Source organism: Akkermansia biwaensis, assembly GCF_026072915.1.
Taxonomy (GTDB): Bacteria; Verrucomicrobiota; Verrucomicrobiia; order Verrucomicrobiales; family Akkermansiaceae; genus Akkermansia; species Akkermansia biwaensis.
In genome coordinates, this window is sequence record NZ_AP025943.1 from 1,308,308 (window position 1) to 1,324,327 (window position 16,020).

The 16,020-nt window shown below is 55.2% G+C and carries 17 protein-coding genes; 11 read left to right on the top strand and 6 right to left on the bottom strand.

What is annotated here, in order from left to right; translation table 11 throughout:
* Nucleotides 1-150: 150 nt before the first annotated feature.
* The 4 genes from OQH67_RS05340 to OQH67_RS05355 all read right to left on the bottom strand — a co-directional run bounded on the left by OQH67_RS05340 (nucleotide 151) and on the right by OQH67_RS05355 (nucleotide 4,685).
* Nucleotides 151-1,149, bottom strand: a complete 999-nt coding sequence (locus OQH67_RS05340; protein WP_215435537.1) for a glycosyltransferase family 10 domain-containing protein — start codon at nucleotides 1,147-1,149, stop codon at nucleotides 151-153.
* Nucleotides 1,150-1,239: 90 nt separating this feature from the next.
* Nucleotides 1,240-2,526 carry a glycosyltransferase gene (locus OQH67_RS05345; RefSeq protein WP_215435536.1) on the bottom strand — a complete coding sequence of 429 codons (1,287 nt, stop codon included), beginning with the start codon at nucleotides 2,524-2,526 and terminating at the stop codon, nucleotides 1,240-1,242.
* A 173-nt stretch (nucleotides 2,527-2,699) separates the two neighbouring features.
* Complete coding sequence (locus tag OQH67_RS05350; RefSeq protein WP_265145678.1) at nucleotides 2,700-3,473, bottom strand: hypothetical protein; 774 nt, start codon at nucleotides 3,471-3,473, stop codon at nucleotides 2,700-2,702.
* Nucleotides 3,474-3,554: 81 nt separating this feature from the next.
* Nucleotides 3,555-4,685 carry a glycosyltransferase gene (locus OQH67_RS05355; protein ID WP_215435534.1) on the bottom strand — a complete coding sequence of 377 codons (1,131 nt, stop codon included), beginning with the start codon at nucleotides 4,683-4,685 and terminating at the stop codon, nucleotides 3,555-3,557.
* 302 nt (nucleotides 4,686-4,987) lie between these two features.
* On the opposite strand from OQH67_RS05355, the gene rfaD reads away from it, so the two are divergent.
* The 4 genes from rfaD to OQH67_RS05375 are packed head-to-tail and all read left to right on the top strand — an operon-like array spanning nucleotide 4,988 to nucleotide 8,969.
* Complete coding sequence (rfaD, locus tag OQH67_RS05360) at nucleotides 4,988-5,974, top strand: ADP-glyceromanno-heptose 6-epimerase (protein WP_215435533.1); 987 nt, start codon at nucleotides 4,988-4,990, stop codon at nucleotides 5,972-5,974.
* 19 nt (nucleotides 5,975-5,993) lie between these two features.
* Nucleotides 5,994-6,920: a glycosyltransferase family 9 protein gene (locus OQH67_RS05365; protein ID WP_215435532.1), complete on the top strand. Its 927-nt coding sequence runs from the start codon at nucleotides 5,994-5,996 to the stop codon at nucleotides 6,918-6,920.
* A 27-nt stretch (nucleotides 6,921-6,947) separates the two neighbouring features.
* Nucleotides 6,948-7,973 carry a glycosyltransferase family 2 protein gene (locus tag OQH67_RS05370; protein ID WP_215435531.1) on the top strand — a complete coding sequence of 342 codons (1,026 nt, stop codon included), beginning with the start codon at nucleotides 6,948-6,950 and terminating at the stop codon, nucleotides 7,971-7,973.
* A gap of 18 nt (nucleotides 7,974-7,991) precedes the next feature.
* Nucleotides 7,992-8,969: a glycosyltransferase family 8 protein gene (locus tag OQH67_RS05375; protein ID WP_215435530.1), complete on the top strand. Its 978-nt coding sequence runs from the start codon at nucleotides 7,992-7,994 to the stop codon at nucleotides 8,967-8,969.
* 16 nt (nucleotides 8,970-8,985) lie between these two features.
* Here the strand turns inward: OQH67_RS05375 and OQH67_RS05380 are convergent, their stop codons facing one another.
* The gene (locus tag OQH67_RS05380; protein ID WP_215435529.1) at nucleotides 8,986-10,041 is read right to left on the bottom strand and encodes an SIR2 family protein; all 1,056 of its coding nucleotides are present in this window, start codon (nucleotides 10,039-10,041) and stop codon (nucleotides 8,986-8,988) included.
* Nucleotides 10,042-10,123: 82 nt separating this feature from the next.
* The gene (locus tag OQH67_RS05385; protein WP_215435528.1) at nucleotides 10,124-10,975 is read right to left on the bottom strand and encodes a metallophosphoesterase; all 852 of its coding nucleotides are present in this window, start codon (nucleotides 10,973-10,975) and stop codon (nucleotides 10,124-10,126) included.
* A gap of 220 nt (nucleotides 10,976-11,195) precedes the next feature.
* Between OQH67_RS05385 and OQH67_RS05390 the strand changes: the two genes are divergently transcribed.
* The 7 genes from OQH67_RS05390 to OQH67_RS05420 all read left to right on the top strand — a co-directional run bounded on the left by OQH67_RS05390 (nucleotide 11,196) and on the right by OQH67_RS05420 (nucleotide 15,873).
* Entirely contained in the window at nucleotides 11,196-11,363 is a 168-nt protein-coding gene (locus tag OQH67_RS05390) for a hypothetical protein (RefSeq protein ID WP_156469858.1), read from the top strand.
* 86 nt (nucleotides 11,364-11,449) lie between these two features.
* On the top strand, nucleotides 11,450-12,463 hold the full coding sequence (locus OQH67_RS05395; protein WP_215719873.1) for a DHH family phosphoesterase: 1,014 nt from the start codon (nucleotides 11,450-11,452) through the stop codon (nucleotides 12,461-12,463).
* The gene (gene truB, locus OQH67_RS05400) at nucleotides 12,460-13,194 is read left to right on the top strand and encodes a tRNA pseudouridine(55) synthase TruB (protein WP_215435526.1); all 735 of its coding nucleotides are present in this window, start codon (nucleotides 12,460-12,462) and stop codon (nucleotides 13,192-13,194) included. The genes OQH67_RS05395 and truB overlap by 4 nt, the downstream gene beginning before the upstream one ends.
* Before the next feature lie 4 nt (nucleotides 13,195-13,198).
* The gene (gene ribF, locus OQH67_RS05405; protein WP_215435525.1) at nucleotides 13,199-14,134 is read left to right on the top strand and encodes a riboflavin biosynthesis protein RibF; all 936 of its coding nucleotides are present in this window, start codon (nucleotides 13,199-13,201) and stop codon (nucleotides 14,132-14,134) included.
* A gap of 73 nt (nucleotides 14,135-14,207) precedes the next feature.
* Nucleotides 14,208-14,546, top strand: coding sequence for an aspartate 1-decarboxylase (locus OQH67_RS05410; protein WP_067569353.1), 339 nt, complete (start codon nucleotides 14,208-14,210; stop codon nucleotides 14,544-14,546).
* Nucleotides 14,547-14,587: 41 nt separating this feature from the next.
* Nucleotides 14,588-15,064 carry a preprotein translocase subunit SecG gene (secG, locus tag OQH67_RS05415; protein ID WP_082770191.1) on the top strand — a complete coding sequence of 159 codons (477 nt, stop codon included), beginning with the start codon at nucleotides 14,588-14,590 and terminating at the stop codon, nucleotides 15,062-15,064.
* Nucleotides 15,065-15,231: 167 nt separating this feature from the next.
* Entirely contained in the window at nucleotides 15,232-15,873 is a 642-nt protein-coding gene (locus OQH67_RS05420; RefSeq protein ID WP_215435524.1) for a type II secretion system protein, read from the top strand.
* The last annotated feature ends 147 nt before the right edge of the window (nucleotides 15,874-16,020 follow it).

Genomic DNA, 16,020 nt, shown 5'->3' on the forward strand with positions numbered 1-16,020 from the left:
CGCGAAGGGGCCCCGGCCTTGCCGGGAAAAAGGGGAACAAAAGTTTTCAGAAAGGTATTTGCAGATAGGGATGAAGAGGGGAAGCGAGAGAGATGGCAGGAAGGAATAAAAGACTTGTACGCGGAGTGTCCGTGTGGGATACCGTGGTCGTTATTTCCGGCGACGGGATTTCAGACTGTGCCACGCCAGCCGGCCCTTGTGGCCGCGTTTCAGAAAACGCTGGTAGTAGGATATCCAGGTGCCGTCCCCTTTGCGGTGCGCTTCTTCCGGAGGCCGGTCAAAAATCCTGTAGAGTTTTTCCGTCTCCCGGGCCGTTTCTTCCAGAAACAGGGTTTCCTGTTCCGGCGTTTTCCAGGGGCGGGACATGATTTCACACCAAAGATCATCATTTTCATCCACCTTTTTCACGTAGGCCACAGCGTCGTCCAGTGTAGCAAATTCATGGCAGTTGATGAAGGAAAGGGTATTGAATTCCTTGCCGATGTCCGGATTGCCCCAATAAATGGGGATGGTGCCGGCAAGCATGCTGGTGACGATTTTCTCGCTCGTGTAGCCGGGATACCAGGCATTCTCAAAGGCAATGGAGAATTTGTACGGTTTTTTCATCTCAATGGATGAGGCGTACCAGTCTTCCGCCCGGCGGCCGTCTCCCGGCGTGTTGTTGAGATGGCTTCCCAGGGAATTGACGAATTTATAACCGGAAAGCTTGTGGAACATGGCGTCCCGGTTGGGATGGGATTTGCGGTTGGCGTAAATGAAGTTGCAGAACCCCGTTTTGGCGGCGAGGAGATTTTCCGCATTCAGCCCTTCCTTGGCCCCGTGCACTTCCTGCAGGTGGGGCCGCAGGCTGGGGAGTTTCACGGTACGGTCATAGTAGGGGATGGCATCCACTCCTATATAGTAGTCAAACAGCATGAAGTCGGGTGCAATGGCTTCATGACAGCCGTACATGATGGTGACATGGCCCGGTGCGCGTTCCAGAAAGTCGTAGAATGCTTCACGATTGACGTAGAACCACGGCGTGGCGACCAGGTAATCGAAGTCGGAATCATTTTCCTCCACGTGGTACCGGTCCTGAAGAAGCCGCCGGAAACTTTCCTTTCCGAAGTCCGGAGTGGATTGTAAAAAGGAAATTTTAAGCGTTTTCATGGAAGGACAGGACGAACGAGTTTAGAAGGATGCCTTTTGTTGTCAATTCCAAAGGGATATTCCCCTTTCCGCAGGAAATGCAAGGCACGGCTAGTTGTTTTCCGTTTTTCGTGCATGGAATTCCCGGAGCGTTTCTTCGTATAGTTTGGCGTGCCGTTCGGCAATAACGGAATAGGAGAATACCCGTTCCGCGTGTTTCCGGCCTTCTTCCGCAAGGGAATGGAGCAGTTTTCTGTCCAGCATCAGCCGTTCGCAATGATTGGCCATGGCCCGGACGTCGCCCTGGTCTGCAATGAGGCCGGTGAGGCCGTCCAGCACCACTTCCGGAATTCCTCCTGTCCGGAATGTAACGGATGGCGTTTTACAGGATATGGATTCCAGAGCGACGTTGGGAAGTACGTCCTGAAGGCTGGGATTCAGGAAAATATCTGCCGTGCTGTAAAGGGCCGCCAGTTCACGGGCGTCTGTAATGAATCCCATGCTGGTGCAGGCGTACGGAAAGTTCGGTGATTTTTCCTGGGAGCCAAAGAGGATCAAGTGGATGTTCCTGTGGCCGCGGCGGTGCAGTTCGTCCAGGATGAGAGGAATAAAGCGGCCGCCTTTGACAGGATTGAACAGGCCCGTAGCGCCGCACGCAATGACGAAGGCTTCCGGATTGATGCCCATTTGCTTCCTTTTGGCCTGCCTGTCCTCTGCCGGATGGAAGATCTCCGTATCCACGGGGTTGTAGATTTGTACGATGCGCCTGCCGGGAAACATGCAGCTTTTTTCCACTTGCTGCCTGAGCCACCGGGAGGGGGTTACAAGAGTCAGGGAACGGATGCTGCCGAATGCTTTTTTCTTCCGGTCAAACAGCCATGCAGGCAGGCCCGGAAACAGACGGGGAGTTCCCAGTTGCGGGCATTTGCCGCGGCATCCTTCATGAAATCCCGTACATTCCAGCGGGCAATGGCATCCCGCCGTACAGGCGAACAAGTCGTGCAGGGTATGGACCAGCGGGCGGCGGATCCGGCCCAGCCTGCTGAAGTCGAGCGTCCGCCCCCCTATCCAGTGCAGATGAATCAGGTCGGCCTGTTCCATTTGGGACAGATCAAATCCCATGCCGAACACGTTGAGGGAAAAGGGAAGGTCCTTCCTTCTGTCCGGAAAAAGGCTTTTAACCGCATCCGCCGCATGGCGGCGCAGGGCGTCCGCCGTTCTTCTTGGGGCGGACCGTTTGATTTCAATGCCTTTTATTTCTTTTTTTCTTCTCAGCAGCAGGACGGATTCCAGGCCGGAGATATTTCTGGCCAGGGCATCGTTCAGACGATAAGGGGCGGAACTGGATGAAACGCTGTGAGATACCTGAAATACTTTTGAACATTGATGCAAAGGCACATGGGGATTATGTGGATTAGGAATCCGGAGTCAATATAAACGGCTGTGCCTGAGGTGGAACAGAATGATGGGCCTGCCAAGGCTTGCGCATGAGGTGCCTGGTTCGTTCCGGCCTTTCATTTTATAATATTTTCCGTTCACATGACTTACATGCATGTGAAGGAGGCGGGGGATTATTTCCGGATTCCTAATCCGCTGGATTTGCAGGAGAAAAAGTTCCTGATTTTTTTTATCCACTTTCCTTTTCCGGGCGGCCGCAGCCCCATGTCCCTCCGGTCCTGGAAAGGGAAGGCGGCAAGCTGGTTCCAATCTTCCGCGTAGGTTTCCGAACAGTCGAGCGGAGTAATGCCACGCAGTTTGCACAGGATGGAAAAAATGCTTTGGTCATACCGGTTTTCCACGAAGCCCTCCAGATTGGGAGAGACGGAGGGGGAGTTGTCCACCAGATTCAGATGGTTGTAGAAGATATGGAGCCAGTCCCGGATCAATTCTACCGTCCATGGGGTTTTTTTGATGAAGACGTGTCCGGCCGCGATTTGCTGGGTATGTGTGATGCGGGTATTTTCCGGGGAGATGGAGAAATGGCGGAAGATATCCCCCTTGGTCCATTTGTATTCCGGCTGTCCATTGTAGAATACCAGCATGCCGTTGCTGTGCCGGTCCAGAATGTCCACGTGTTCCCGGAAGCGTTTCCTGCCTTCCGGATTGATGTGGCAGCCGGCATCCAGATACAGGAGGCGGTCCCCTTCCTTCATTTTCCGCAGGGCGTGGCTGATGATCCAGGGTTTCCAGGACCAGTAGCCGAATCCCTTGCAGGAGGGGATCAGGTATTTTCCCATGCGGCTGGTGAATTCCGGGAGAAGATCGTGCTCCGTGAACGATGTGATTTCATCGAAAAACTCCAGGGCCTCCGCCTGACGGCACAGACGGTTCAGGGAGTCCGTCATGCGGGAGTCTGCGAATGAAATAAAATGGTTCATCAAGCGGCAAGTTAATGTGCTGCGTTATATAGGGAAGGTGAGGGATTGTCAATCGGGCCTTTGCCCTGAAATTTCCGGGAGGCCTGAGAAAGGAGGGACATCGGAAAGGTGGGTGGAAAGAATCCGTTTGCAGGAATAGTACCTTCCTTTTTGCCCAGGAAGGCAGGAACCCGCCAGCAGCAGAATGCGGCTGAAGCCGTTGGGGGGAGGAGGAACTGCATTGAGCAGGTCGGCTAGCTGCCTGTCCCGTTCGGAAAGGGTGGATAGGAAGATGTCGCCTCCGGCCTGCCGGTAGAATTCATGCCACCATGCCAGAATGATCCGCTTCTGGGGAGAGGTCATCCGGTTGAAAAGCGGATGCTTGGAGATGAAAAAGGGCTTGAGCTTCCGCACGCCGTAGGCAAACAGGCCGGCGTTTAACCAGCCGTGTTCCTTCCAGTAGTCCACGATGTACAATAGCCTGCGGAATTCCTGCACGCATTGGGCGTGGGTAATGTCGTCGCAGTGTCTGGAAAGGGAGCCCCGGCGCATCAGGCGGTAATAATACAGGCAGTCCGGAATGAACAGAAGGCGTGAAGCATGAGGAAGGACTGTCAGGCGAAATGTTTCGTCTTCCCCTCCACGTTTCAGATCGGCGTGGAACCTGAGGCGGTGCGTTTCCAGCATACTTCTTCGAAACAGCTTGCTCCATACGCAGATATCCATCTTTCCCCAGACGGAATCCCGGAAGAAGTTGGCAGGAGAGGCATCCGGTTCAAAGTTCCATGCGGGCGATCTTCTTCTGGAGGCGATCAGCTCCGCCGTGGTATCGGAAAAAACATGATTTCCGCATTCCACTACGTCCGCATCATGTTCCAGTGCTCCGGAAAGGAGGCGCCCGTACATTTCAGGGTCCGCATAGTCGTCCGGGTCTGCAAAGCCGACGTAACGTCCCCGCGCCGCATCCAGCCCCGCATTCCGTGCGGCGGAAACGCCTGCATTGGACTGGTTCAGAAGGATGATTCTGCCATCCTTCATCTGCCATCGGAGTAGGCAGTTCCATGTGTTGTCCGTGGAACCGTCATTGATGCAGATAATTTCTATGTTGCGAAGAGTTTGCCGGGTCAGGCTTTCCAGGCAGATATCTATGTAAGCGGCCACATTAAAGCAGGGAACGATAATGGAGACGTCGGGAAGCATAAGAAGGTTTCTTGTGTGTAACGGATTTAAAATCCGCGGTCAATGGTAATTTTTGGCAAGCAGGTCATTGAAAACTTTCCCAGCGTGTAAGCGTGTGTCCGGGGACCGGGGCAAAAGTACGATAAGCAGGCTGATATGGTCTCATTCCCATGGATTTCCATCTTGTCGGGATAGGAGTTGGAGTACCCGAACCGTAAATTTGTTGAAAAGTCGCCTTCCGGGACATCTCAAATGGCAGTTGCCTAGCACAGGGAGACTGTGGTAAAAGAAGGCGGTACAACTTCTTTATCTATTTTTCTGTTATGATCATTGTCACAGGCGGAGCCGGGTTCATCGGATCAAATATTGTCGCAGCCCTGGAGAAGGCCGGCAAAAAAGATATTGTCGTCGTGGATACGCTGGGTTCCTCTGACAAATGGAAAAACATAGCCAAACGGGAGTTGTGCGCGGTGGTGCCGCCGGAAGACATGCTTGATTACATGGAAACGCACGCGGAGGAAATCGAAGCCGTCATTCACATGGGCGCGATTTCCGCGACGACGGAAACGGATGCGGATCTGATCATCCGGACGAATTTTACATTGAGCTGGTACTTGTGGGAATTTTGCACCCTGTATGGGAAGCAGTTTATTTACGCCTCTTCGGCAGCCACTTACGGGGACGGTTCCATGGGGTTTGACGACAATCCGTCCCTGGAGCATGTCAATGCGCTACGGCCATTGAACGCCTATGGATGGAGCAAGGCCCTGTTTGATCGGAAGGTGGCCAGGGAAGTGCGGGAGGGGCGTCCGGTTCCTCCCCAGTATGCCGGCCTCAAGTTTTTCAACGTGTACGGCCCCAATGAGTACCACAAGGGCGGCCAGAAGAGCGTGGTGGCCCACATTTTCCCCCAGGTAAAAGTGAATGAGACCGTCAAGCTGTTCAAGTCCTACCATCCCGATTACAGGGACGGCTGGCAGCTCCGGGATTTCGTGTGGGTGGGGGACTGCGTAGACGTGGTTCTCTGGCTGCTGGACCATCCGGAAGTGGGCGGCCTGTTCAATGTGGGTTCCGGGGAGGCGCGTTCGTTTTACGATCTGGCCAAGGCGGCGTTCAATGCCCTGGGCCTTCAGGAAAAAATCGGTTACCGGGAAATGCCTGAGGAACTCAAGGGCAAATACCAGTATTACACGCAGGCCGACCTTTCCCGGCTGCGCGCCGCCGGATACTTGGCGCCCATGACTTCCCTGGAAGACGGCGTACGGCAGTATGTGCAGAAGTATCTGGACCGGGAGGACAGCTACGTTTAACCCCGGATTGTTTTTATTCATGTCTGCACAGCGCATTTTGATCATCAAGCACGGAGCTCTGGGCGACGTGGTGCTGGCCATGGGAACGATGAAGCGCCTCCGGGAGCTGCATCCGGATGCCCATATCAGCCTGATGACGATGGGGATGTTCGTTCCGATGGCGAGGCAGCTGGGCGTGTTTGACGATTTCATCGTGGATGACCGGGTTCCATACTGGAAGCTAGGCACCACCTGGGCGGCCATCCGTTCCATTGTGGAAGGCAATTTTGATGTAGTATATGACCTTCAGGAATCCTCCCGCACCAGGAAGCGCTATTATCCGGCCGTCCGCTTTCTACTTAACCGCGATATGGACTGGGTGGCCTGCAATTCCGGTGAACGCCGCAGGTTGTTGAAAAAAAATAGCTTCCGGCTTGGAAGGGTGGAAAGGACGCCGTATCGGCTGGAGCGCGTCCTAACGGATTTGTCCTTCATGCACGGGGAGGGCCGGCATTTTGACGAGCTTCCGGAACGTTATGTGCTGATGATTCCGGGTTGTTCCCCCTCCCATCCCTACAAACGCTGGCCGGTTGAGAATTTCTGCTCCCTGGCGCGGCGCCTGGCGGAGCGAAGCATAGCATCCGTAGTGATCGGCACGAGGGCGGAAGCCGTGGAAGTGGAGGCCATTGCCTCCTGTTCTCCGCTGGCTGTCAGTTTTCTGGGCAAGTCTTCCCTGATGGATATTCCTCAGATGGCGTTGCGCTCCCTGGCCTGCGTGGGCAATGATACGGGCCCGACGCACATGTGCGCCTATTCCGGCGTACCCGTAACAGCCCTTTTCTGCCACCGGACGCGCAAGTCCGCCATCACGGCCCGACGCATCACGAACCTGATTTCCCCGGGAGGCATTGAGGAAATCACGGTGGACCAGGTGTGGGCTTCCCTGGAACCCTATTTACATGGATAATCCTTATATTCTTATGAAAAGTTGACCATGGACCGGCCTGCCAAAATATCTGTTCTGATACCCGTTTACAATGTGGCTCCTTATGTGGGAGCGTGCCTTCAAAGTATTTGCAGCCAGACGCTGAAAGACCTGGAAATTATTTGCGCGGATGATGCCTCTACGGATGAGTCCGCATCCATTGTGAAGGAGTGGATGGCAAAGGATTCCCGCATCAGGCTTGTCAGCGCTCCTGTGAACGGCGGCATTTCCCGGACGCGGAATCTTCTCATGAAACATGCCGGAGGGGAGTTTCTCATGATGGTGGATTCGGACGACTGGCTGGAGGTGGACGCCCTGGAGCGCATGTATGAGACGGCATGCGCCTGCCATGCGGACCGCCTTGTTTGTGGCTACCGCTATTATTACGAGGATGAACCGGACCGGGAGGATTTCTTTCTACCGGGAAGCGGGACGGACGCGGACAAAAGCTGGATTTTCTGTACTCCGGATACGATCGGAAAGGTTCATCATGGAACCAACGGTCTGATGATACGCCGTTCCGTGGTGGAGGCGTGCGGGAGGCGGTTCCCTGGAGGGCTGGTCTGTGAAGACATGTATTTCCATTACGTGACGTATCCTTTCTGCAAGCGCGCCTCCATTGTCCGTGAACCGTTGTACGTGTACCGCAAACGGGCAGGTTCCATTACGGAGGAATTCACCTCCGGCTATTCCCTGAAATCCCTGGATTACGTAAAAGTGGCCTTGCTGATTCTGGAAGCGTGGAAGGAGGATGGACTTATTGAGGAGTACAGGACGGCTTTTCTGAAGATGCTGGTGATGAGCGTGCGCAATGTACGCAAGTATGCGCCTCATTCCGAACAGAAGGACGTTACCCGGACAGTGTGCCGCGTGCTCCGTGAAGAGGGCCTGTATCGCCCGCAGGAGGATGACGGCCGCCTGACCGCCAGGGAAGCCAAATTGCTGAAATCCTGGCTGGCCGGAAAGTCCGAACTGGGCTTTTCCTATTATTGGAAGAAGATGCGCAAGAGAGTGCCTCAGCTGTTCCGCCATTGATCCTACCCGCTTCCTCCGATGAAAAAGAATGAATTCGCCGTCGTCCTTGCCAGTGACAACCGGGGGATATTGCCCTTGAGCGTCACGGTTTTTTCTTTGTTGAACACGGCGGGGCCGGACACTTTTTACAAGGTTTACATACTTTCCGACGGCATTGATGCCGGAAACCGCAGCAAGCTGGAAGAGCTGGCGGCTCCGTTCGACTGCCGGCTGGAGTTTATTGAGATTTCCAATATCCTGGAGGAGCACGATTTTCCCCATACTCAACAGTGGCCCGTACCCGCCTGGGGACGCGTATTTATCCCGGAGCTGCTGAAGGAGGAAAAGGGCAATGTCCTTTATCTGGATATTGATGTTCTGGTTTGCCGGGATTTGACGGAGCTTTTCCGCACGGATCTGGCCGGAAGGGCGGTTGGAGTGGTGTTTGAGAATTTTTCAAAGCCCGGTTCCCATTTCAACGAACGGCTGGACATGCCGCTGAGCTGCACGGGGTATTTCAATTCCGGAGTGCTGCTGATGGATGTGGATGTTTTCCGGCAGAAGGGGCTGGTGCGCGCCGTGCTGGATTATGCCGTCAGCTACAGGGACAGGCTTACCTGCCCGGACCAGGACGCCCTGAACGGCGCTTTGTGCGAATTGACGGCTCCCCTGCATCCCCGGTGGAACTGGCATGACGGGCTGACGCGCCGCATTTTGAAAAATGATCCCGCAGAGAAGTTCTGGCGAGGTGTGACGCCGCGCCAGGCGGTGGAAGCCGCCCTGGAGCCCGGAATTCTTCATTATCAGGGCGTTCACAAGCCCTGGCGGTATAATTGGCGCTACGAAGGGGAGCGCTATGAACGGGTCATGCGGGACGCCGGGCTACTCTGCGGCCCTCTTCCCGGCAGAACTCCGCTGGCGGTGCTGAAAAAATACCTTTACAAGCCAGTTTACAGGATGACCGGAAACAAGATACTGAAGCTGCGGGAGCGGTTTGATGAAGAGGACAGGGGATGATTTAACTGTGGGAAGGTCAATTTTCGGATTGCTGCATTCCGGATTTAATGACTTTTAGAACACGTTTGTAATAATTTTCATATGCCTGTTTCTCCGCGTTTTTGCCAGGGGGTTTGGGAGAAGAGGAACGGACTTCTACACTGAATTGTTTCAGCAGGGCTTTCACAGCATTGGTCGGCTGCCCGTAAAAGACGATGCGGTTCCGAATGCGGTTTTTGATTTTCGGGTCGCGCAGCCATCGTGACCTGAGATTCAGGATATACAGTAGGTCTATTTCTTCCGGGGAAAGGTTCAGGCCCAGGATATGGACATTGGAGAAAAAGAAGAGATCAATCCATGATTCTCCTTTCCGAAGCTTGTCATCCTGTAATTTTTTATACATGGGCGGAATGGAGATTTCCTTTTTGCGCAATTGATAGGTGTATGTGCCTTTTAAATAATTGTCGATTTTCCCGATGCATCCGCAATAATGCTCGTACCCATATTGGATAGTGAAGGAATCCGGCCTGTCATTGTAGGTGCCGTGGATGTTCCAGAGGCGGCATGAATGTGAAGTCTCCTGTTTCCTCATGAGAACATGACGCCGGATGCTGTATTTGGTTTCCGAATTCTGGCTGGCTGCTTGTTCATAATCCCTCAATTCCAGAATCCGGTGCAGGAAGGTATCATAGTTGGTGGTCAGGTAATCATCCGCCCGGAGGTCCGCGAGGGCGTGCAGGACGGATTCCGGATGGTTCTGCGGAGTGAACCGTTCCAATTGTTTTTTAAGTTTTTCACGCATCATGGCGGAGATGGCGCGCATGTTCTTTTCCTGATATTGTTTTTGCTCTTTCAAGATCAGGTATTCATAGATCAGAGGAAAAGGGAGGCAGTCTTTTTCCTCGGTGAAAGGGCAATAGGAGCCTGCGCATTCTCCGCAGGGCCTGCTGCAAATGGTCTGTTTGAGGAGGTCCGGGCTGCTGGGGCTTCCCAGGGTGCGCATCAGCCCGTTGCCGAACAGGATGGCATTTTTTATTGCGGGTGTTTTATTGGTGGAAACAGGCATGGATGGAGAGGCAGGTGAACTCTGCATGCTGGCATATGCCCGGAGAAAATCAAGCAGTGAAAAACAGATCTGCGGCTGTTTGCCGCCATGCGGAGACGGGTTGCCGCCGTTAGTGCAAGGTCAGCAGGTAGATTTCCGGCGGGCAGTTGAAGCGCAGGGGGAGCGTGCTGGTGCCCAGGCCTTTGGTGATCAGATATTTGTTTCCGGCGGAAATGTGCCAGGGGTAGGTATAGGGCTGGGTATGGTCCGGACTGGCTTCAAACCATAGCAGATTGAAAGGGAGGCGTATCTGGCCGCCGTGGGTATGGCCGCTGATAATGAAGTCCGCGTCCCCTTCTGAAAGGATGCAGTCGATTTCCGGCCGGTGGCACAGCACGATGTGGGGGATGTTCGGGGAATGCCGCTGCGGGAGTTGCTTTTTTGAGTAGCGGAAGGATTCCCGAAGCCCGGAAAGCTGGAGTCTGCGCCCGTCGTTAAGCGTGATGAGAACGCTTTTGTCGGCAAGAATTCTGAAGCCTATCCGGGTCAGTTCCTTTTTCCAGTTGTTCCACCCAAACGTGAAGTCATGGTTGCCCTGAATCACGAATACTCCGCAGGGAGCTTCCAGCCCCTGGAGGAGCTGGGCCGCCTTTTGCGGGCTCATGCTGGCGTTTTTACTGGAGCCGCGGGCATAATCCCCCACCAGCAGGATCAGGTCCGGCTTGAGCTGCATGATTCTCTGAACGTAGCGCAGGGCTCTCACTTCGTCAAATGGGGTGGGCATGAAATGGAAGTCCCCCGCGACAACGATTTTCAGGGGTCTGCCGCGGCCATTCCACTGGGGAATGCGGTAAGCCACTTGCCGGACGAACAACAGGTTGGGCTCAATCAGATAAGCCCAGGTTATGCCGGCTACCCCCAGCGCGCAAACACCCAGCAGCAGGATGCCGAAAAACCGGAGTATTCTGACGGAGAAGGGCATAGCAAAAACGGCTTTGCAAATATTATACCTTTCTCTGCCGGGAGGCGAGAGATTTATGTGTCTTGCTCTTTGCTGGGCCATCCGTTTCCGTCCGGGTTTCCCGCCGGAAGGAGTTCCGGGGACAGATTTTATCAAATTTGATTGACGGCCGCCCGGATGGTGTGCTTTTATGCTCCAAGATATTTCCATATCCTTTATCACCCATCATTTAACCACGCATATGAAGAAGATTACCATTCTGGCTCTTTCCGCTTTCGCGGCAAGCATCATGGCTTCCTGCTGCTGCCAGGATCAGGGCGCTCCGCCTCTGACTCCCCTTCCCAAGTTCAACGACCTGAACCAGCCGGGCACCGAGATTGTCCCCATGGTCATGAAGTCCAAGAAGTAATCCTCTTCAGGGATTGACACAACTTTTCAAGCCGCACTTGGTGATTGTCCAGGTGCGGCTTTTTCTATACAAACGGGGCAGACCATATGGAAGATTGGAAACATTGTCCCGAATTTGCGCCTTTGGCGGACTTGATCCGCAATTATGACAGCTTTGCGGTAGTGGCGCATATCCATCCGGACGGGGACGCCATCGGCTCCACGCTGGCTCTGGGGAATGCCCTGAAGAACATGGGCAAGCACGTGGTCATGATGAATGAGGACGGCGTTCCTGCCAGCCTGGCCTTTCTTCCCGGCGTGGAGGACATTATTTCCACGCCTGACGAGCCGGTGGATGCGGAAGTGGCCATTTCCGTGGATAACGGCGCCTTGAAACGCCTGGGGGAACGGAGCCTGCGTGCCCTGGCCGGAGCCAAGGTGTGGGCGAACATCGACCACCACCAGACCAATGAGAGGTTTGGGGACGTGCAGTGCGTTCTGCCGGATGAATGCGCCACGGGGGCGGTGCTTTATTATTTTTTCAAGTACCTGGGAATTCCCTTTACTCCGGTGATGCGCGATGCCCTTTATGTGGCCGTCAGCACGGACACGGGGTCTTTCCAGTACCAGATGACGACCGCCGCCGTGATGGAACTGGCGGCGGACCTGATCCGGATGGGAGTCAATGTGCAGGATATCAACCGCCAGCTCTATCAGGAGAAACCGTGGGTGAAGATGCAGTTGTTCCGTGAAGTGCTCAATGGCATGCAGTTGACGCCGGACGGCAGGATTTGCACTTTTTGCCTGACGAATGAGGCCAAGGCCCGGATAGGCTGCCGCCCGGAAGATACGGAAGGATTGATCGATTTGCTGCGTTCCGTTCAGGGCGTCTGGCTGGCCGCTTATTTGGAGGAGTCCGAGGACGATCCGCGCATCCGCATTTCCCTGAGGTCCAAGGTACCGGAAATTTCCGTGGCCGAGCTGGCTTCCCGCTTTGGAGGCGGCGGCCATGCGATGGCTGCCGGAGTGCGCATCAGGGGGCCGGTTGAGGAAGTGCGCTTCGTTGTTCTGGAGGCCATGCAGGCGGAAGTGGAACGCGTGCTCCAACAGCAGATTTCATGAATAATTCCGATTCCATACAAACTCCGTCAGGCGTGCTGCTGATCGACAAGGAGCAGGACATGACTTCCCACGATGTCGTGGCGATTGCGCGCCGGTCCCTGGGGATCAAGAAGATCGGGCACTGCGGCACGCTGGACCCCATGGCTACGGGGCTGTTGATGTTGGTGGTGGGAAAGGCCACCAAGCTTCAGGACAAACTGATGTGCGAACACAAGGAATACGCTGGTACGCTGACGCTGGGCGTGGAGACTTCCTCCCAGGATGCCATGGGGGAAGTGGTGGCGGAGTATTCCGTGGAAGGTGTTACCGATGAGGCGGTGAGGGATGCCTTTGACCGGTTTGACGGGCAGTTTGAGCAGATTCCTCCCATGGTGTCCGCTATCAAGAAGGACGGCGTGCCGCTGTACAAGCTGGCGCGCAAGGGGCAGGAGGTTGTCCGTGAACCGCGGCCCGTAGAGGTTTTCGGCCACCGGATTACCCGCATGGCCATTCCGGAAGTGGATTTCACCGTTCAGTGCTCCAAGGGTTTTTACGTGCGTTCCTATGCCTATGATATAGGAAAGGCGCTGGGCTGCGGGGCCCATTTGAGCGCCTTGCGGCGCACACAGTCCGGCCGCTTTACGCTGGACCGGGCCATTACGGTGGAAACCCTGAAAACCGCGCCCAGGGAGGAGTTGTTCCGGGCAATGCTTTCCCTGGAGGAACTGGCGGCCATCCTGATTGCCAAGTAAAAGCATGTTTGTTTACCAGGAGTTCAAGCAATTGAAGGACGTGTCCTCCCCCGTGCACTGGGCCATGGGGATGTTTGACGGGCTGCATGTCGGCCATGCGGCGGTGATTGGCGCTGCGGTGGAAGGCGCCCGTAGGAACGGCGGAATTCCCGCTGTACTGACGTTTCGCCGTCATCCGCTGGCACACGTCCGTCCGGAGGAGGTTCCGGCAGCCATTATGGCCGCGGACCATGAGAAGTTCGCCCTGCTGGAAGAAATGGGCGTGGAGATGGTGCTGAGCCTGGAGTTTTCCGCGGCGCTGGCGTCCATGAGCCCGGAAGAGTTCATCGGGGAATTGTGTTCGTCCTGCCGGGTGGCTGAGGTTGCCGTGGGCGAGGACTGGCATTTTGGACGCGACCGTGCGGGCGATGTGGGAACTTTGCGCAGCCTGGGAGAACATTACGGGTTCAAGGTGACGGCCATTCCCGCCATTCTGCGCGATGGGGAGCGGGTCAGCAGTACCCGCATCCGGGAGGCCGTGCGGCTCGGAAACTTTCCTCTGGCAATGCGGCTGCTGGGGCGTCCCTTCCGCTGGCAGGGAACGGTGATTCATGGCCGCCAGCTGGGGCGTTTGCTGGATTACCCCACGGCCAACATGAGGCCCGGCACCGAGTTGCTGCCCCCCCAGGGAGTTTACGCCGTCCGCGCCCGCGTGAACGGAACGGGTTACGGCGGCGTGGCCAATCTGGGAATACGCCCCACCGTGGAAGGAGAAGCGGGTGAGCTTCTGCTGGAAACCCATCTGTTCGGCCAGCCGGGGGATATTTACGGAGCGCAGATGGAGGTGACGCCCGTACGGTTTCTGAGGCCGGAAGCCAAATTCCCTTCCCTGGACGCCTTGAAAAGCCAGCTTGCGCTGGATGCCCGGCAGGCCGCGGAAGTGCTAGAACGGGCAGAGTAAGACACAAAAAACTGTAAAATGAAGGATGTCGGCTTGACCGCGGGGGCGATCGGGGGTTTTGTGTTCGCACGTCATGTTGGTTGAGCAGTTAAAATCAAAAATCCATCGTGCCATGATTACCCGCGGCGATGTTCAGTATGAAGGCAGCATCGAGATTCCTGCCGATCTGATGGCGGCGGTGGATTTGTGGCCCGGGGAGAAAGTGCTCGTGGCCTCCGTCACGTCCGGCAATCGTTTGGAAACATACGCCTTGCAGGGCCCGGCGGGAACGGGGAATATTATCATGAACGGAGGCGCCGCCCACCTGATCAAGACGGGGGAACGCGTGGTGATTATGAGCTTTGCCCTGTCCGACAAGCCCATTGTTCCTAAGAAAATCGTCTGCAACGAGCATAACGAAATCATTTCCTAGACTTTACAAACCATTCGAATTCACACATACTCCCCGCGCTCATGAACCTTTTTCTAGCAGATTCACTCAATATCAGCATTCAGTTGCTTTTTGCCGTTCTGATCGTTGTATCCCTTCTTCTTCTGGGCGTGGTACTTATGCAGAGACCCAAGCAGGAGGGCCTGGGCGCGGCCTTCGGCGCGGCCATTACGGACCAGGCTTTTGGGGCCCGCACGACGGACGTGCTGAAAAAGGCTACGGTTTATTTTGGGTCCGCATTCATGCTTCTTTGCCTGGTGCTGGCCATGCTGATCAACCGCCAGCATGTCAAGAGTTCCGAAAGTCTGCTGAGTCCGGAAATGCAGGAAGCCGCCGCCAAGCAGGAAGCTTCCGTTCCCGTCAAGACTCCGGAAGAGCTTCAGCAGGAGGAATTGCGCAGACGCGCCGCAGAGGCTGAAGCGGCGGCGGCCAGTGAAACGCCCGTTTCCGGTACTCCCGAGGCTCCGGCTCCCGAAACGCCTCCGGCGCCCCAGCAATAGAAGTTTGCTTTTCCAAATATCCCCGGCATGATTTTTGTCTGCCCGGGATGTTTTTGCATAAGGCAACGGCGCGTGTTTCCGGATAGCCGGGAAGCGCCTTTTGAAATTGGGCGCCCGGCAAGTTTTCCGCTTGCCCTCAATCGTAATTGCGGTACTCTTGGCAAAGTATGAAAGCACCTTTTCTGAACCGTAAATCCAAGGGATTCACGCTGATTGAATTGCTCGTGGTGATTGCCATTATCCTGACGCTGGCCGGCATCTCCATGATCGTGGTGAACGGCGTGATGGAAAAATCCCGCATTACCACGGCGCGGAGCGACTGCAACGGATTGCAGACAGCCATAGAAAATTACATGATGGACAACGGCCGGCCCCCCGTAGCCTGGACCGGCCGGGAAATGAGCAGGAAGGCCCGCAAGGACGGCCAGTATTATCTGACCACCGCCCTGGACGATGACAGCCGCATCATGAGCATTCTGACGAATTACATGGACCGTGGAGATGAAGACAGGAAGCTCAATCCCAAGAAGACTGCCTACTTCAACACCACCACCACGGACGTGGAAGGCGCTCCCGGCCTGTTTTTTGAGAGCCGCGGGCGTGTGAGCCTGATAGACCCATGGGAATCTCCCTACCACATTGTTCTGAACGCCAATCCGGACGACCGTTCCCCCCGCGTCCAGGTGGGTTCCCGCATGGTTACCAAGAACGTGGCCGTTTACAGCGTGGGCAAGGACAAGCAGGGCAGCACGGAAGACGGACATATCAACAATCAGGAATTTACGGATGACAATGTAACGTCCTGGTAACGCATTCGTGATCCGTTCGTTTCCGAATGGGTTCATTCTTTTTAAAAGGGCTTTCCGGCATGCCGCCGGAAGGCCCTGCGATTATTCAGGCATACTGGCTCCAAACCGTATTTTTTTCTTTTCAACCCCTGTCAAAAACCCCTCAAT